Annotated in this window: 13 protein-coding genes; 3 read left to right on the top strand and 10 right to left on the bottom strand. The window is 72.2% G+C overall.

What is annotated here, in order from left to right:
* From Dvina_RS47230 to Dvina_RS47265, 8 genes are all read right to left on the bottom strand, one after another.
* A complete protein-coding gene (locus tag Dvina_RS47230; protein WP_223098242.1) occupies nucleotides 1-858 on the bottom strand; it encodes a CheR family methyltransferase in 858 nt (285 codons plus the stop codon).
* On the bottom strand, nucleotides 855-2,054 hold the full coding sequence (locus Dvina_RS47235; protein WP_223098245.1) for a protein-glutamate methylesterase/protein-glutamine glutaminase: 1,200 nt from the start codon (nucleotides 2,052-2,054) through the stop codon (nucleotides 855-857). Before Dvina_RS47235 ends, Dvina_RS47230 begins: the two co-directional genes overlap by 4 nt.
* A 159-nt stretch (nucleotides 2,055-2,213) precedes the next feature.
* Nucleotides 2,214-3,107 carry a hypothetical protein gene (locus Dvina_RS47240; protein ID WP_223098247.1) on the bottom strand — a complete coding sequence of 298 codons (894 nt, stop codon included), beginning with the start codon at nucleotides 3,105-3,107 and terminating at the stop codon, nucleotides 2,214-2,216.
* 109 nt (nucleotides 3,108-3,216) lie between these two features.
* The gene (locus tag Dvina_RS47245) at nucleotides 3,217-4,758 is read right to left on the bottom strand and encodes a methyl-accepting chemotaxis protein (protein WP_223098249.1); all 1,542 of its coding nucleotides are present in this window, start codon (nucleotides 4,756-4,758) and stop codon (nucleotides 3,217-3,219) included.
* Nucleotides 4,759-5,032: 274 nt separating this feature from the next.
* Complete coding sequence (locus Dvina_RS47250; RefSeq protein ID WP_223098251.1) at nucleotides 5,033-5,485, bottom strand: chemotaxis protein CheW; 453 nt, start codon at nucleotides 5,483-5,485, stop codon at nucleotides 5,033-5,035.
* 2 nt (nucleotides 5,486-5,487) lie between these two features.
* On the bottom strand, nucleotides 5,488-7,917 hold the full coding sequence (locus Dvina_RS47255) for a chemotaxis protein CheW (protein ID WP_223098252.1): 2,430 nt from the start codon (nucleotides 7,915-7,917) through the stop codon (nucleotides 5,488-5,490).
* A 157-nt stretch (nucleotides 7,918-8,074) separates the two neighbouring features.
* A complete protein-coding gene (locus tag Dvina_RS47260; RefSeq protein WP_223098253.1) occupies nucleotides 8,075-8,668 on the bottom strand; it encodes a sortase domain-containing protein in 594 nt (197 codons plus the stop codon).
* A gap of 18 nt (nucleotides 8,669-8,686) precedes the next feature.
* Entirely contained in the window at nucleotides 8,687-9,835 is a 1,149-nt protein-coding gene (locus Dvina_RS47265) for an MFS transporter (protein ID WP_246655785.1), read from the bottom strand.
* A gap of 158 nt (nucleotides 9,836-9,993) precedes the next feature.
* On the opposite strand from Dvina_RS47265, the gene Dvina_RS47270 reads away from it, so the two are divergent.
* On the top strand, nucleotides 9,994-12,207 hold the full coding sequence (locus tag Dvina_RS47270; RefSeq protein ID WP_223098254.1) for a putative bifunctional diguanylate cyclase/phosphodiesterase: 2,214 nt from the start codon (nucleotides 9,994-9,996) through the stop codon (nucleotides 12,205-12,207).
* On the opposite strand, the gene Dvina_RS47275 is transcribed toward Dvina_RS47270, so the two are convergent.
* Nucleotides 12,204-12,683 carry a phosphatase domain-containing protein gene (locus tag Dvina_RS47275; protein WP_223098255.1) on the bottom strand — a complete coding sequence of 160 codons (480 nt, stop codon included), beginning with the start codon at nucleotides 12,681-12,683 and terminating at the stop codon, nucleotides 12,204-12,206. The genes Dvina_RS47270 and Dvina_RS47275 overlap by 4 nt on opposite strands.
* 114 nt (nucleotides 12,684-12,797) lie before the next feature.
* Between Dvina_RS47275 and Dvina_RS47280 the strand changes: the two genes are divergently transcribed.
* Both Dvina_RS47280 and Dvina_RS47285 read left to right on the top strand, forming a co-directional pair.
* A complete protein-coding gene (locus tag Dvina_RS47280) occupies nucleotides 12,798-14,408 on the top strand; it encodes a S8 family peptidase (protein ID WP_223098256.1) in 1,611 nt (536 codons plus the stop codon).
* A 46-nt stretch (nucleotides 14,409-14,454) separates the two neighbouring features.
* A complete protein-coding gene (locus tag Dvina_RS47285) occupies nucleotides 14,455-15,885 on the top strand; it encodes an RtcB family protein (protein ID WP_223098258.1) in 1,431 nt (476 codons plus the stop codon).
* Between the two features lie 416 nt (nucleotides 15,886-16,301).
* On the opposite strand, the gene Dvina_RS47290 is transcribed toward Dvina_RS47285, so the two are convergent.
* The gene (locus Dvina_RS47290; RefSeq protein ID WP_223098261.1) at nucleotides 16,302-17,018 is read right to left on the bottom strand and encodes a GAF and ANTAR domain-containing protein; all 717 of its coding nucleotides are present in this window, start codon (nucleotides 17,016-17,018) and stop codon (nucleotides 16,302-16,304) included.
* Nucleotides 17,019-17,050 lie beyond the last annotated feature (32 nt).

Raw genomic sequence — 17,050 nt, forward strand, 5'->3', positions numbered from 1 at the left:
TCACCCCTTTCCTACAGCGCTCACGGGGGTGGCGGCCTTGCCGGCCGCCCGGAGCTTGTATGCGGACGTGCGGCCGGCGACCACCCGTTCAAACCTGTCATCGATACCGATCGTTGTCTCGGCCGAGCCGAGGAACAGCCAACCATCCGGGCGCAGGGTCCCGGCGACCCGCTGCAGCACGGTCCGCTTCGTCTGGACATCGAAGTAGATCAGCACGTTGCGGATGAACACGATGTCGAACGGGCCCATCGGCGGGAACGGCGCCGCGAGATTGAGCCGGCGGAACGCCACGTTCTTGCGCAGTGTCGCCGCGACCTTCCAGTGCGCGCCCTGCCGCTCGAAGTGCTTGACCAGCAGCGGCGCCGGAAGGCCGCGGTTGACCTCCAGCTGCGTGTACTGCCCGGCCTCGGCCCGGGTGAGCATCTCGGTGGAGATGTCGGTGCCCAGGATGTCGAAGCTCCAGCCCGGCGGCAGGTTGTCCTGCAGCACCATGGCCAGCGTGTAGGGCTCCTGACCGCTCGAGCTCGCCGCCGACCACACCTTGAGCGTGCGCGTGCTCGCCCGCCGCTGCAGGAGATCCGGCAGGACCGTGTCGACGAGTTGTTTGAACGGCTCGCCGTCGCGGAAGAACGAGGTCTCGTTCGTGGTGAGCGCGTCGACGATCTTGGCGTGGACCTCCGAGTCCGGCTTCGTCTGGGCCCGGTTGACGAACTCCGACACCGTCGGCAGGCCGGACTGCCGGGCGAGGGGCAGCAGGCGCGCCTCGACCAGATACTCCTTGCCGGCCTCCAGCACGATCGCCGCGTCACGTCGAACGAGGCCGCTGATGAAGGCGAACTCCTGAGCAGTCAAGGTCATCGGGTCACCTCCATGGACTTCGCGCCGCGGCCGCCTGCGGTACGGCTGATGAGATGGTTCGCGATCTCGCCGAGCGGCAGGACGGCGTGCGCGAGTCCGGCCTGGGTCACCGCACCCGGCATGCCCCACACCACCGACGTCGCCTCGTCCTGCGCCACGATCTCGGCCCCGGCGGAGCGCAGCTGCTCAGCGCCGCGCTTGCCGTCCTGACCCATGCCGGTCAGGACGATCGCCAGTGTCGCGCCGCCGTAGGTGCGCGCCACCGACCGGAACAGCACGTCCACCGCCGGACGGCAGAAGTTCTCCGGCGGCCCGGTGTTGAGCTTGGTCACCACCTCGGTTCCCCTCCGGTGTACCTCCAGATGGAAGTCCCCCGGCGCGATGTACACGGTTCCCGGGCGCACCACCATGTCCCCCGTCGCCTCGACGACCGTCAGCGCGGCGGTCCGGTCGAGCCGATCGGCGAACATCTTGGTGAACACGGGCGGCATGTGCTGCACCACCACGACCGGCACCGGCAGGCTCGCCGGCAGCGCCCGCACCACGGCGGTCAGCGCGTCCGGCCCGCCGGTCGAGCAGCCGACCGCCACGACCTCGACGGCACCGGTGCGCGGCGTGGCCCGGACCGGCGCGGCGGCCGGCCCGCCCGGGGGCACGTTCGGCGGCCGGACGACACCGGGCAGCGGCGAGCCGCCGGGGCGCGTCAGCGACGGCGGGGGCAGGTTGCCGGCTCCTGCGAGCGGCCGCCCCGGCGCGAGACCCGGGCGGGTCGGCGGGGCGAGCGCGCCGCGCCGGCCGCCGCAGAGCGCGTGGATGCGCGGGATGATCTGCTCGCGGACGCTGCGGATGCTCTCGGCGACGGAGCCGACGTTGGCCGGCTTCGTCACGTAGTCGCTGGCGCCCGCGGACAGCGCGTCGAGCGTCGCCGTCGCACCGGCCGCGGTAAGCGTGCTGAACATGATGACCGGCAGCCGGGCATACTGCTGGCGGATCGCCCGCATCGTCTGCAGACCGTCCATGATCGGCATCTCGATGTCGAGAGTGACGAGGTCGGGGTGCAGCTGCTCGATCTTGGCCAGGGCGACCTTGCCGTTGGGTGCAGTGCCAACGACGCGGATCTCCGGGTCGTCGCCGAGCGCATCGGTGATGAGACGCCGCACGACGACCGAGTCGTCCACGACCAGAACCGAGATCACGCGCCTTGCCTCCAGCACCGGGGGGCCCACGGCAGAGGTGTCGGGCCCGTCACGTTCCAGCGGGCTAATCGGCGTCGGATCGGGCAGGGATAAGGAAATTCCCAAAAGAACCGCCGCTGTCCGGAGCATTCCGGACAGCGGCGGCCAACGAGCGTGTTTCTAGGCCGCGAGGGGCCCCAGGGCGGTGAAGTACGGGTCCAGCAGGCGCCGCGCGGTGGCCGAGTCGAGCAGGTCGCGCACCATCAGCGCCTGGACGGCTCCGCTGAGCAGGTTCCACACCCCGCCGGCCCGGTCGGCCACCGGCACGCCCGAGCGGTCGAGCGCCTGCACCAGCAGGAGCTGGGCGGCGGCGCCGGCGCGGACCCGGCCGGACAGGAACACGGCCCAGGACGCGGAGTGCACGGCCGGCGCCCAGTCGGACAGGCCCGGGCGGGCGGTGTCGGTGACCTTGTTGAGGCTCTGCATCTCGGCCGCGTTCAAGGAGCCGACCCGGGTCAGCAGCTTCTGCACGTCCTCGCCCTGCGGGCCCAGGTCGTGCTCGCGCTCGGGCAGGGCCCGCGCGGCCGAGGTCCACGGCGCCGAGAGCCGGCGGCGGGAGTCGTCGGAGAGCAGCTCGCGCAGGTAGGCGGCCGCGGCGGCGTCGGAGAGCACGCCGGTGGCCTTGCTGGCGACCGGGCTCTGCCGCTGGCGCGGGGTGCGGGCCTGCGGGGCCGGCATGGTGGCCGACGGCGCCGGGCGCTTGCCCCAGGTCCAGTCGAGCACGTCGTAGCGCAGGCAGTGCAGCAGCCCGTCGAGGGTCCCGAGCGGCGCGCGCTCGATGACGGTGAGCGTCCCGGCGTCGGCGACGGACGCCCGGCGCTCCTGGGCGGCGGCGTCGACGTCGCGCCAGAGGTCCACGCGGTCCCAGTCGTCGGCGGGGCGGGCCGCGGCGATGGCCGGAAGGTCACTCTGCGTAAGAGTGAGGCTGCGGAGCAGTACATCGGCTGCGGCCGATCCACCCTGCAGACGAGAGAGGTCGAAGCCGAGAACGGGGGCGCTAACCAGGCTGTACATGCAACTAGTCTGCAACGCAGCTGCACCCCGGTCTGTCCGCCAAACGGACCGGGGACGACGCCAGCCTAGTGACTGAGCGTCATCCCCGGAGTGTCCACCGACCCGGCCGTCAGATCTTGAACCGGGCCACGAGCGTGCGCATCTCGCTCGACATGCGGGACAGATCGGATGCGGCCCGCTGCGCTTCGGCTACGTTGCGTGACGTGTTCTGGGTCGCCGCGGCCACCGTCGACACGTTCGTCGCGATCTCGGCCGAGCCGGTCGCCGCCTCGCTCACGCTGCGGTTCATCTCGTTGGTGGTCGCCGTCTGCTCCTCCACCGCCGAGGCGATGGTGAGCTGGTAGTCGTTGATCCGCGAGATGATCTGGCCGATCTCGCCGATCGCCGCGACCGCGCCGGTGGTATCGGCCTGGATCGCCTCGACCCGCCGGGAGATGTCCTCGGTGGCCCGCGCGGTCTCCTGCGCGAGCTCCTTGACCTCGTTGGCGACGACCGCGAAGCCCTTGCCGGCCTCGCCCGCCCGGGCCGCCTCGATGGTGGCGTTGAGCGCGAGGAGGTTCGTCTGCTCGGCGATCGAGGTGATCACCTTGACCACGTTGCCGATCTCGGTCGACGACTCCCCCAGCCGGCTGACCGCCTGGTTCGTCGACTCGGCCGCCATGACCGCCTGCGACGCGACCTTCGCCGCCTCGCTGGCGTTCTGCGCGATCTCGCGGATCGACAGGCCCATCTCGTCGGTGCCGGCGGCGACGGTCTGCACGTTGCGCGAGACCTCCTCCGCCGCGAGCGCGACGACGCCGGCCTGGTCGGTCACCTCGCCGGTGCCGGAGGCGATCTGCGCACTGACCCCGGAGAGCTGGCTGGCCGAGGCGGCCAGCGACGTAGCCGTCTGGTCCATCGTCTGCACCGTGCCGCGCATGCTGTCGGTGGCCCGGTTCAGCGCCGCGGCCATCACCCCGACCTCGTCGCTGGAGCGCACCTCGACCTTGCCCGACAGGTCGCCGTCGGCCACCGCACCGAGCACGTGGGAGACCCGCCGCAGCGGCCCGACCACGAGCGCGGTGACCCAGAGCCCGATGCCGAACGCGGCCACCAGCCCGATCACGGCCGCTGCGATCATCAGCATGCGGCTGCTGTTGTAGTCGCTCTCCGCGCTGGCCCGCCACGCCTCGGCGTCGGCGATGTCACCGTCCTGCAGCCGGCTGATGGCGTCGGTGGCCTTGTTCAGCTGCGGCTGGCCTTCGGCCTGCATGATTTGGATGTACTGGTCCAGGCGCCCGGCCACGATGACCGGCCCGCCCTTGTTGTCCCGCACGTCGCGGTAGGCCGCTATCGCGCTCTCGATCGTGGCGAGGTCGGCGACGTCGCTGGAGGACGCGCCCGGCCGGTAGCGGGCGATGGCGTCGGCCAGCTCGGCGTCGGCCGCCTTCTGCTGGTCGGGGTTGAGCGCACCGACGATGTTGCCGATCGACTGGCGCATGTCGGCCAGGGCCACGAACTGCTTGTTCTTGGCCGTGAACTGCCGCATCGTGCTGTTGGCGTTGCTCAGCGATCTGAGGCCCAGGAAGGTGACCACCACGGTGATCACACCGCCGATCGCGATGGCCGTCAAAACCTTCGCCCGCACGCTGCGGTTGGTGAACCAGCTCATGCCGACACCTCCGCAGGCTCCGGCGCCGGCCTGAGCTCCGCCCTGGACTCATGATGACCAGCCACTACGCTTCGCTCCGTACTGCTCATGCCGACACCTCCGCAGGCTCCGGCGCCGCCCTGAACTCCGCCCTGAGCCCACGATGACCAGCCACTACGCTTCGCTCCGTACTGCTCATGCCGACACCTCCGCAAGCTCCGGCGCCGCCCTGAACTCCGCCCTGAGCCCACGATGACCAGCCACTACGCTTCGCTCCGTACTGCTCATGAAGGGCCTATTCCTCGCGGTTGGTGCCGGGCGGGTTGGTGTTGACGGCCTTCTGGGTGTCGAGGGCGAGCAGCAGCCGCCCGTCGAGCTTGAACGCGCCGGTGATGAGCTGGCGGGCTCGGCCCTGCAGCGTGTCCGGCGGCGGCTCGAACGTGTCCTCCTGCAGCGTCACGACCTCGCCGATGCGGTCGACGAGCAGCGACACCGACTCCTCGTCGGTCTTGACGATGACGTTCATCGCCGGCTCGGCCGACTTCGTGCGCGGCGGCAGGCCGAGCTGGACCCGCAGGTCCACGGCGGCGATGACCTGACCGCGCAGGTTGAACAGGCCGCCGACGGACTCGGGGGCGAGCGGGACGGGCGTGTACTGGTCGAAGGAGAGGACCTCCTGGACCTTGGCGACGTCGAGGCCGAAGAGCTGGTCGGCGACCTCGAAGGTGGCGTACTGACGGCTGGCCATGGTCAGGCTCCGGCGGTCTGGTAGGAGGTGTAGTCGGCCTCGGTCCCGGCCTGGTACTGCTCATACGGGTCCATCGAGGTGTGGAACAGCGGGTCGGCGGCGAGGATGGCCCGCCGCACGTCCAGCAGCTCGGTGACACGCTGCTGGATGACGGCCGAGCCGAGCAGGCCGTCGTCGCCGAAGTCGCGCTTGGAGTCGTCCAGGCCCTCCTCGACGATGTCGATGATCTTCTCGACGGCCAGGGCGACCGAGCGGCCGTTCTCGGTGTAGACGACCACCGGCACCGTCGGCCCGGGCTCCGTCTCGTAGGCGCCGAGCAGGTGCGACAGCCGCAGCACGGGCAGGATCTGGTCGCGGTACTGCACCACCTCGCGGCTGCCGGTGCGCTCGATGCGCTCGACCGGGAACTCCTCGAGCCGGGTGACCATGTCCAGCGGGATGGCCACGCGCCGGTCGCCGACGCCGGCGATGAGCAGCCGGTCGGAGTTGCCGCCGCCGCGGCGCGTGGTCGCGTCGGCGTTCTCGCGCTCGCCGCTGGCGACCAGGTGGGCCCGGCGGGCCAGCGAGGCGACGTCGAGGATCAGCGCGACCCGGCCGTCACCGAGCAGGGTGGCCCCGGCGTAGGCTCCGATGTCCTTGAACCGCGAGGTCAGCGGCTTCACCACGACCTCCTCGGTGTTGAGCACGCGGTCGACGACGAGACCGAAGCGCTTGCCCTCGGCCTGCAGCACGGCGACGTAGACGTCGGTGTCGTGCTCGCCGTCGCGCGGGATGCCGAGCGTGTCGTCGAGGTACACCAGCGGCAGCAGCTTGCCGCGCAGGCGGTACACGGGCGCGCCCATCGCGTGCTCGACGACGCGGCCGGACTGCCCGTCGAGGTAGACCAGCTCGTGGACGGCGACCTGCGGGATGACGTACCGCTCCTGCCCGCACTCGATCGTCAGCGCCTGGATGATGGCGAGTGTCAGCGGGATCGTGAGCCGCCAGGTGGTGCCCTGGCCGACCACCGAGTCGACGTCGACGGTCCCGCCGATGCGCTCGATGTTCGTCTTCACCACGTCCATGCCGACGCCGCGGCCGGAGACGTTCGTGACCGCCTTGGCGGTGGAGAAGCCCGGCTTGAAGACAAGCGCCAGGATCTCGCGCTTGTCCATCGCGGCCAGCTGGTCGCGGGACACGATGCCCTTCTCCACGCCGATCCGGGCGATCTTGTCGGGGTCGATGCCGGAGCCGTCGTCGCGGACCTCGACGATGACGTGGCCGCCCTCGTGGTAGGCGCGCAGCGTCAGGGTCCCCTCGGCCGCCTTGCCGGCCGCGACGCGGTCCTCCGGCGTCTCGATGCCGTGGTCGACGGCGTTGCGCACGAGGTGGGTCAGCGGGTCCTTGACCGCCTCCAGCAGCGAGCGGTCGAGCTCGGTCTCCTTGCCCTCCTGGGCCAGCTTGATCTGCTTGCCGAAGGTCGAGGAGAGGTCGCGCACGACTCGCGGCAGCTTCGACCAGATGTGGTCGATCGCCTGCATGCGCGTCTTCATCACCGATTCCTGCAGCTCGGAGGTGATGAGGTTGAGCCGCTGGCCGGTGCGGGTCATGCCCGGGTCGGAGACGGTGCCGATCGCCCGGATCAGCTGGTTGCGGGTCAGCACCAGCTCGCCGACGAGGTTCATGAGCTTGTCGAGCAGGTCGACGTCGACGCGGATGGACTGGTCGGCAACGCTGCGGCGCGACGCGCCCTCCTCGCCCGGCTCGGGCGCCACCGGCTTCCCACCGGCCGGCGGGGCCGGTGGCGGGGTCGGCGGGGCGGCGGCCGCGGCGGGCGGTGCGGCCGGTGGCGGCGCCGCGACCGGGGCCGGTGGCGCCGCGGCGACGGGCGCCGGCGACTCCACGACCACGACGACCTCGGCCGGCGGCTCGACCACGACGACCGTCGGCTCCGCAACGGGTGCGGGTGCGGCCGCCGGCTCGGGAGCCGGAGCCGGGGCCGGAGCCGCGGCCGGGGCGGCCGCGGGAGCGGCGGGTGCGGCGGCGGCCGGAGCGGACTTGGCGGCGTCGTCGGTGATGCAGGCGTTGACCGCCGCGACCACCTCGGAGTCGTCGCCGGCCAGCTCCTGGCCGTTCTCCTCGATCTCCGAGAGCAGGCCGCGGACCGTGTCGACCATCCGCAGCAGCGCGTCGGTCGTGGACGGGGTCATGTCCTGGGCACCGTCGCGCAGCCGGGACAGCAGCGACTCGCCGACGTGCGTCACCTTCTCCAGGCGGTTGAACGCCAGGAAGCCCGACGTGCCCTTGATGGTGTGGATCGTGCGGAAGATCGACGAGAGCAGGTCGCGTGAGCCCGGCTGGGCTTCCAGCGCGACCAGGTCTCGGTCCAGCTGATCGAGGTTCTCGTGGGACTCCACGAGGAACTCCTGGACAATGTCACCCAACTCGCTCACGGCCAGGCGCTCCTTTCGACCCCACACGGGGGACACGACACGCATTGGGACGAACCCCGCGGTCAAGGTCCACGGCAGCCCACTGGGACCATCGGCACGCTGACTAGCCGGTAAAGGAAATGTGCTACCGCTCAACCACGGACGGTATAAACCACGGTTACGCGAGCTCGATCGGGCGCGGGCCCTGGCGCGGGTCACGGCGCACCAGGGTGGCCTGGCGGACCAGTCGGCGGGCGGTGCTGAGCCGGGGCTCCCCCGTCACGAGCGTCAGCAGCGGACCGGCGCCCGGCGGTGGCGGGTCGAGCACCGCGCCGTCGTCGGGCCGCACGACAGTCGCCTCGATCACCCGGTACACGAACCAGGTGTCGCGGGTCTCCAGGACCACCGGGTCGCCGATGCCGAGCCGGTCGAGCCGCCAGAACAGCCCCGGCCGGCGCTCCCCGGCGATCCCGGTGTTGCCGGCCGTCCCGATCGCCGCGGTGCCCGGGATGCGCACCGGGCCGGCCCGCTGATCCCCGTGGTCGAGCACGACGAGGTCCTCGCCGAGCGTCGGCAGGTGCAGGCGGGCGACCGGCCCCGCGGCCGGCTGTGCACCGGTCGCCCACCGGGCGTCCAGCTCCTGCGAGAGGCGGTGCTGCGCGGACTGGATCTCGCGGGTGCGCCCCATCCAGTGCCACGCGGCCGTGCCGCCCACCGCCACGAGTGTGAGCATCAGCAGTACCGCCGAAATCAGCAGTCGGCGGAACCTCATAAATCGACTATATGCCTATCATTCGGCCAGCACCGGCACCTCCGCCGAGCGACGCAGGAGCAGGACCGCCCCGGCCGAGCAGGCCAGCACGCCGATCGCCCCGGCGACCACGAGCGTCTCGCGCGGCCCGATCGCCTCGCACAGCGCGCCGAGCACCGGCGCCCCGACCATCCCACCGAGCGCGCTGACCACGGCGGCCGCCGCGAGCACCCGGCCCCGCATGTCCTCGCGGGTGTCCAGCTGCACGCGGGTGGAGACGGTGGTGTCCACGATCACCGCGGCCGCCGCGATCGGCACCAGCACGGCCGCGAACGACCACAGCCCGGGGGCCGCGCCGGCCACCATCTGCAGCACGCTCGCGACCACGCCGGCCCCGACGAGCAGCTGGAGGCGCAGCTCACGGAAGCGGCCCACGACGATCGCACCGAGGACGGTCCCGGCCGCGAAGACCGTCGACAGGACGCCATATCCCGCCGGACCGCCCGACAGCGGACCGAAGCTCATGGCGGCCATAGTGACCTGGTAGTTGCGGCCGATGCTGCCGAGCACGAAGGCCACGCCCAGCACCACCAGCACTGTCGGCTGCGTCGCGAGGTAGCGGAACCCGGCCCGCACGGCACCCCGCTCCGCGGGGGCGGCCGCGGCCAGCTGGTGCAGGGAGGAGGTGCGCATGGCGAGCAGGGCCGCGATGACGGCCGCGAAGCTCACCGCGTTGGCCAGGAACAGCACCGCCGGGCCGGCCGTGGCGGCCACCACGCCGCCGAGGCTCATCCCGATGATCCGGCCGGTCGAGCTGATCAGCGAGCCGTTCGCGAGAGCCTGGCTGAGCAGCGCCGGGCCGGACACCATGCCGCCGAAGCGGCCGAGCGCGGGCCCGTCGGCCGCCGACACCAGGCCGGTGAGGAACGCCAGCAGGTACAGCCAGGACAGGTGCCCGCCGAACAGCACCACGGCCGCGAACCCGGCGGACAGCACCGCGTGCGCGGCCTGGGTCACCAGCAGGACCCGGCGCACCGGCAGCCGGTCGGCGAGCGCGCCGCCGAGCGGGCCGAAGAGCAGGATCGGCAGCGTCTGCAGCATGAGCGCGAGGCCCATGCTCGTCGTCGAGCCGGTCGCCTGCAGGACGAACCAGTTGACACCGAGGACCTTCATCCACGTGCCGGTCACGGAGACCAGGTCGGCGGCGGCCCAGAGTCGATAATTTCGCGAGTTGAAAAGGCGCACGGACTGCCGGATCGGCAGGCGCAGGCCGCTGCGGCAGCGCTGATCCGCCTTGCACCCCGTCGCGCAACCGGGCTGCACCGCCCGTCCCGGTCAATAAGAGTGTGCGAATCTGGCTGTGGTTCCTCGGCGCCGCTGCGGCGCTGTCCGTCCTTGCGGCGCTCACCGCGCCCGCCAGCACGGGTGCGCTGAACCTGGTACTGCTGGCCCTCTTCGTCGGCGCGGCCGGCGCCGCCCTCATCCGGCGCCGGCCCGAGCCGCGGGCGGGGTGGTGGCTGATGTTCAGCGGCGTGGCCGCGTCGGCGGCGAGCACCTACCTGCTCGCGCTGGTGCCCCACGCGCCGGAGGAGCTCGGGGCCGGGTACTTCCTCTGCTACCCCCTCACCGCGGCCGGCCTCTGGCTCGTCGCCAAGCGGCTGCGGCCCTGGTCCTCCACGCGGATCCTCGACACCGGCATCGTCCTGATCGGCATCGCCCAGCTGAACTGGATATTCGTGCTGTACCCGCTGCTGCACCGCAGCGGCCTCGAGCCGGTCCACGCGTGGAGCGTGAGCCTGATCGCCGTGTGCGACCTGGTGACGATCGCGCTGCTGCTGCGCTTCGCGATGGCCGTGCGCCGCAGCCCGGTCGCGCTGCTGCTGCTCGCCTCGATCGGCGTGATGGTGAGCTCGGACGCGTTCTACATCGTCAAGTACGTGGCCGGCCGGGGCACCGCGGTCATCAGCTCCTTCTCGGCCGTGGGCTGGCTGGTCTGGACCCTGCTGTTCGCGGCGGCGGCGCTGCACCCCGACGCCGAGGGCGCTCTGCGGCGCGCCCGCAGGAGCGGAGCCGATTACGGTACCCCGATCGGCGCCTTCATCGCCCTGGCGCTGCTCGGCCCCGGCCTGCTGGTGGCCGACCTGGTCCTGCGCCGCGGCGTCGACCCGTGGCGGCACGCGCTGGTGCCCGCGGTGCTCACCGGCGCCCTGATGGTCTCCATGGTGCTGCGCCTCGGCCGGGCCCTGCAGGACCGCACCAACCTGCAGCAGGAGCTCGCCTTCCGGGCCCAGCACGACGTCCTCACCGGCCTGGCCAACCGCGAGCTGTTCCGCACCAGCCTGCAGGGCGAGCTCGACGCGCACCGCGAGATCGGGCTGCTCATCATCGACCTCGACGGGTTCAAGGACGTCAACGACACGCTCGGCCACCCGGCCGGCGACGAACTGCTGCTGACCGCGGCCGAGCGGCTGCGGGCCACCGCCGACGCCGCCTCGCTGCTGGCCCGGCTCGGCGGTGACGAGTTCGCCGTCATCTGCCCGCCGGACCAGCTCGACGACATCGCCGCCGCGCTCGTGCGGGAACTGGCACTGCCCTACCGCGTGGCCGGCCGGGAGCAGCGGATCAGCGCCAGCATCGGCGTGTACTCCGGGCACCCCGTCACCACCGGCGACGCCCTCCAGAGCGCGGACATCGCCCTCTACGCCGCCAAGGAGGCCGGGCGCAACCGGGCCGTGCGCTACCACCCCGCACTGCGCGAGGCCCACGTCGCCCACACCGTCCTGGCCGATCAGCTGCGGGCCGCGGTCGAGGCCGGCGTGGGGTTCGCCATGCACTACCAGCCGGTGGTCGACGTGCCGACCGGCCGGGTCACGGCGGTCGAGGCGCTGCTGCGGTTCACCACGCCCGACGGCATCGCGGTGTCCCCGGCCGTCTTCGTCCCCGTCGCCGAGGAGACCGGGCTGATCGGCAAGCTCGGCTCGTGGGTGCTGGAGCAGTCCTGCGCCGACGCCAAGGCGTGGCACGACGAGCACGGCATCTCGGTGACCGTGAACGTCTCCGGCCGCCAGCTGCGCAACCCGCACTTCGCCGACGAGGTGCTCGCGGTGCTCAAGCGCACCGGCCTGCCCGGCGCCGCGCTGGTCCTCGAGATCACCGAGACGGTCCTGGTCACCGCGTCGCTGGAGGAGACGGCCGAGGTGAGCCGGCGGCTGGCCCGCCTGCGCGCGTTCGGCATCCGCATCGCCATCGACGACTTCGGCACCGGGTACTCCTCGCTGGCCTACCTGCGCACCCTGCCGCTGGACGTGCTCAAGATCGACCGAGCCTTCGTGCACCGCATCGAGGAGCGCCAGGACCAGGCCCTGTTCCGGGCCGTCGTGGAGCTGGCCCGCAGCATGTACCTCACCCCGGTCGCCGAGGGCGTCGAGACCCCCGGGCAGGCCGCGGTGCTGCGCTCGCTCGACTGCGCGCTGGCCCAGGGCTTCCTGTTCGCCCGCCCGATGCCCGCACCCGCCCTCGCCGAGTTCCTGCAGCAGGAGCAGGTCGCCGTCGCCGCCTAGGTGCGGCCGTCCTGCTCCTGGGCCTGCTGCAGGGTCTTGGAGTGCGGCACCCAGTCGGCCAGCCGGACCGGGTAGCGCAGCTCGCGCAGCCGCTGCACCACCTCGGGGTCGTCGTCGACGACGACCTCGATCGCCGACTCGCGGGCCATCCGGCGCAGCTGCTGGGCCTTGAAGTCGCGGGCCGGCCGCCGCTCGTGCGCCGGCCGCATGAACAGCAGCTCGGCCGGCAGGTCGGCCGCGCGCAGCCAGGCCGCTGTCACGTCGCGCAGATACTCGGGCCGCCCGGTGAGCCAGACCAGCACGTGCGACTCGGCGTAGGAGCGGGCCAGCTCGACGCCCTCGGCCAGCACCGGGTCGCGGTCGGCGGCGGCGAAGAAGCGCCCCCAGTCCTTCGGCCGCCGGTCCAGGTACTTCAGCCGGTGCCGCACGTCCGCGACCACGCCGTCGATGTCGAATACCGCGAGCGAGTCCTCCACGGCCCCAAGTCTGCCCGCACCCGGCCGGCACCATGCACCGACCCGGCCCCGCACCCCCCGCCGCCGAAGCTGGAGCGGCACCACACTGGCGCCTCTGATAGGAGATCCGGCATCATGCGAGCGTTCCTCCGTACGACCCTGATCGCGGCCGCGGCCACCGCCGGCCTGGTCGGCGCCGGCACGCCCGCGCTCGCCGCGCCCGAGGGCACCATCCTCGGCGCCAACGGGGCCGGCACCATCCGCGACAGGTACATCGTCGTGTTCAAGGACTCCGTCGCCGCCTCCAGCACCGCGGCCGACGCGAGCCGGCTGGTCGAGCAGTTCGGCGGCAAGGTCGGCCGCTCCTTCAGCCGGACGCTGAAGGGCTTCTCGGCCGAGCTGTCCGAGCGGGCCGCGAAGCGCCTGGCCGCCAACCCGCTCGTCGACTACGTCCAGCAGGACCGGACCGTGCGGCTGGCGGCCACCGAGACCGACGCGCCGTGGGGCCTGGACCGCATCGACCAGCCGAACCTGCCGCTGAACGGCGCCTACGACTACTCGACGACGGCGACGAACGTGACCGCCTACATCCTCGACACGGGCGTCCGCCTCACCCACTCGCAGTTCGGCGGCCGGGCCCGCTCGGGCTACGACTTCATCGACAACGACACCGACGCCAGCGACTGCCAGGGCCACGGCACCCACGTGGCCGGCACGGTCGGCGGCAGCACCTACGGCGTCGCCAAGGGCGTCCAGCTGGTCTCCGTGCGGGTGCTCGACTGCGACGGCTCGGGCAGCTACTCCGGCATCATCGCGGGCATCGACTGGATCACCGCCAACGCCCAGAAGCCGGCGGTCGTCAACATGAGCCTGGGCGGTGCCGCCGACGGCTCGGTCGACCAGGCCGTCCGCAACTCGATCGCCGCCGGCATCACCTACGGCGTCGCCGCCGGCAACTCCAACGTCGACGCCTGCGCCACATCCCCGGCCCGCACCGCCGAGGCCATCACGGTCGGCGCCACCGACCAGTCCGACGCCCGCGCCTCGTTCTCCAACTGGGGCTCGTGCCTCGACATCTTCGCCCCCGGCGTGTCGATCCTCAGCAGCAGCAACGCCTCCGACACGGGTACCGCGAGCATGAGCGGCACCTCGATGGCCACCCCGCACGTCGTCGGCGCGGCCGCCCTCTACCTCGCGGCCAACCCGTCCGCGAGCCCGTCGCAGGTCCGCGACGCGCTCGTCGCCGGCTCGGACCAGGGCCTCGTGGCCAACGCCGGCTCCGGCTCGCCGAACCGCCTGCTGAACGTCGCCGGCAACCCGGTCAACCAGGCCCCGGAGAGCAGCCCGGTGACGACGGTCCCGGCCGTCACCCCGGCCCCGGTCACCGCCCCGGCCCAGCCGTGCAACGTGGCAACGAACCCCACCGACGTCGCCCTGCGCGACCGCGGCACCGCGGTGTCCGCCGTGGCCGTCGCGAACTGCGCCGGTAAGGCGTCGAAGGCGGCGAAGGTCGAGCTGCACGTGGCGTACCCCAAGCGCGGCGACCTGACAGTGGAGCTGATCGCCCCGAACGGTCAGGTGAAGAAGCTGAAGTCGGCCAACAAGCGCGACCGGGCCGCGAACCTGGACGTCCTGTACACGGTCAACCTCAGCAAGTACAACCGCAGCGGTCTCTGGAAGATCCGGGTCCGTGACACCGCCAAGGGTGGCGCGGGTGTGCTCGACAGCTGGACGCTCACCGTCTGATATTCGGTTCCACCGCCGTGCCCCGGGGCCTTAGCCTCGGGGCACGATGCATAAGCGGATCGACCCTCGTCTCGTCCGGCTCGACGAGTCCTGGACCTCGCTGCCCAATCCCTACGACATCCCGGTCGAGATCTGCGCCTCCCCCGACGTCCCGATCGAACCGGCCGCCCTCGACGAGCTCCTGACGGTCCTGGAGACTCAGCGCACGCTGGAGACCCTGTCCCCGGAGGCGCGCATCGAGCGGGTGGTCTGCACCCCCGACTTCCACAAGGGCGCGGGCATTCCGATCGGCACCGTCCTGCAGACCCGGGCGGCACTGGTACCGCAGGCCGTGGGCAACGACATCAATTGCGGCATGCGCGTCGAGGCGACGAGCCTCACGGTGGACGAGGTCCGCCCGCACCTGGACGACCTCGAGCGCCGCCTGCGTCACCTCTTCTTCGAGGGCGGGCGCCGCATCGGCCTCACCCCGGCCCAGCGCGAGGGCCTGCTGCGCTTCGGACTGCCCGGCCTGCTCGGCGAAGGCTTCGCGGGCCACGCCGTGGACGCGGCCGACCGCCTGCACGCCGCCGGCTTCCCGGCCGACAGCGCCGACGGTTTCCGCGACTGGGTCACCAGCGGCGGCGGCACCAGCTACGACTCCCTGATCGGCAGCGTGGGCGGCGGCAACCACTTCGCGGAGCTGCAGTACGTCGCGGCTGTCCACGACGGCCCGACGGCCTACGGGTGGGGCCTCGCCCCGGGCCGCATCGTCACCATGGTGCACACCGGCTCGCTCGCCCTGGGCCACCAGGCCGGCGCCACGGGCCGCGACGTGGCCCGCAGACTCTGGCCGTCCGGCGTGCCCCTGCCCACGAACGGCATTCTGCCGATCCTGCTGGACAAGCCTTGGCAGCGGTACCTCACCGGCTTCCACAACGCCGCGAACTTCGCGATCGGCAACCGGTACTTCCTGAGCCAGATGATGCGCACGGCTCTCGCCGGCGCCGTGGGTGACCTGGATGCCCGCCTGGTGTACGACGCCCCGCACAACCTGCTGTGGCCCTCGGGCGACACGGTCCTGCACCGCAAGGGCGCCACGCCGGCCGGGCTGTCCGACGACGGCTGGGGCGAGCCGGTCATCGTCCCCGGCTCCATGGGCGCACCGAGCTACCTGCTCCGCGGCCTGGGCGAAGCCCGTGCCCTGACCAGCGCCTGCCACGGCGCGGGCCGCAGCATCCCGCGCGGCGCCGCCGCGAAGGGCAGCGACGACGAGCTCGACGCGTTCCTCCGCGATTTCCGCGTGGTCACCCCGCTGAACCACCGCGACCCGGCCGTCTCCACCCGCCGCGACATCATCACCGCCTGGCGCCGCGACCTGAAACAGGAAGCTCCGTGGGCGTACAAGGAGGTCCGCCCGGTCGTCGACAGCCTCCGCACAGCGGGCGTCGCCGAGCCGGTGGCCGAGCTCCGCCCGCTGCTCACCGTCAAGGGCTGACGGGCGCCGCGCTGTGCCGCGAAATGTCGGGCGCTTCGCCAGCCCGACATTTCGGATTTATACCCCGACGGGCGGCATACAGGTATCTGTTGATCTTTTGTGAACGAGTGGATCGAGCTCGGGTCTCCAGCCAGCCGCACGGTCGGGCCCGGTGCACGTGGGCGCCAGTCCGCGCGTGGCCGCCGCCGGCGCACGTGGCCGCACGCACGTGGCCCGCCTGCGCACATACGCAAGGTGGTGAAGGGCCTGTTTGACGAGGGCTCCTTCTCCGAGATCCGTGGCGCCCTGCGCATGGCCGCCGGCGGACATGGCCACCAGCGGGTGGCGCCTGCAGTGGCCGCCCGCGCGAGGCCGCTGACCACACGCACGTGGCTGCCCGAAGACATCGTTGCTGGTGCGCACGGACGGGCGACGGGTTATGAGGCGACTCGCTGCTCGATCGTTTCGACGAGGCGTTCGGCGACGGCGGTCAGCGGCAGGCCCAGGCGGGCGGCGGTGCCGCGGAGGACCTCCAGTGCGGCATCGGCGGAGCAGGCGCGCTGGACCATCATGATGCCGACCGCGCGGTTCACTGTCTCGCCGTCGGTCAGGGCTTCGGTCAGGGCCGTCGTGAGCTCCGCGTGCACGTTGGCGCGGCGGCCGCGGTCCAGGACCGCGGACAGCAGGAGGCCCGCGTGCTCGGCCACCAGCATGGCGGTCAGCCCGACGTCGGTGGTGAAACGTCCGGGCTCGGCGGCGTACACCGTCAAGGCCCCTATTGCGTGTGAATCGATGTCCACCGGCACCGCGAGGACACCCTTCACGCCCGCTGCCAGGGCGCCGGGCCGCCAGGAAGGCCAGCGGTCGTCGACCGACAGGTCGTCGGCGAGGATGAGGTCGCGGGTGCGGATGGCCTCCATGCAGGGGCCGGCACCCGTGTCGACAAGGGAGTCGGGGAGGCCCGCCGAGGCCGCGGCCGTGGACGGGTCGCCCGCGCGGACGAGCGTCACCGTGCACCAGGAGGCGCCCTCGACGAGGTCGGCGGCGGTCTCCACGAGGTCCTCCAGTGCCTCGTCGAGGTTGTCGCTGGCGATCAGCCGGGCGGTCAGCTGGCGCAGCACGGCGGCGAACTCCACGGTGTGGAGGTCTGTCACGGCTCCCCCTCCACACGTCGTGCGAGACCCTG

Source organism: Dactylosporangium vinaceum, from assembly GCF_019904175.1.
GTDB lineage: Bacteria > Actinomycetota > Actinomycetes > Mycobacteriales > Micromonosporaceae > Dactylosporangium > Dactylosporangium vinaceum.

Bases quoted from the DNA above. Each gene is read 5' to 3' on its own strand.
- Dvina_RS47230 (WP_223098242.1), bottom strand. From the start codon at position 858: ATGACCTTGACTGCTCAGGAGTTCGCCTTCATCAGCGGCCTCGTTCGA.
- Dvina_RS47240 (WP_223098247.1), bottom strand. From the start codon at position 3,107: ATGTACAGCCTGGTTAGCGCCCCCGTTCTCGGCTTCGACCTCTCTCGT.
- Dvina_RS47245 (WP_223098249.1), bottom strand. From the start codon at position 4,758: ATGAGCTGGTTCACCAACCGCAGCGTGCGGGCGAAGGTTTTGACGGCC.
- Dvina_RS47250 (WP_223098251.1), bottom strand. From the start codon at position 5,485: ATGGCCAGCCGTCAGTACGCCACCTTCGAGGTCGCCGACCAGCTCTTC.
- Dvina_RS47260 (WP_223098253.1), bottom strand. From the start codon at position 8,668: ATGAGGTTCCGCCGACTGCTGATTTCGGCGGTACTGCTGATGCTCACA.
- Dvina_RS47280 (WP_223098256.1), top strand. From the start codon at position 12,798: ATGCGAGCGTTCCTCCGTACGACCCTGATCGCGGCCGCGGCCACCGCC.
- Dvina_RS47285 (WP_223098258.1), top strand. From the start codon at position 14,455: ATGCATAAGCGGATCGACCCTCGTCTCGTCCGGCTCGACGAGTCCTGG.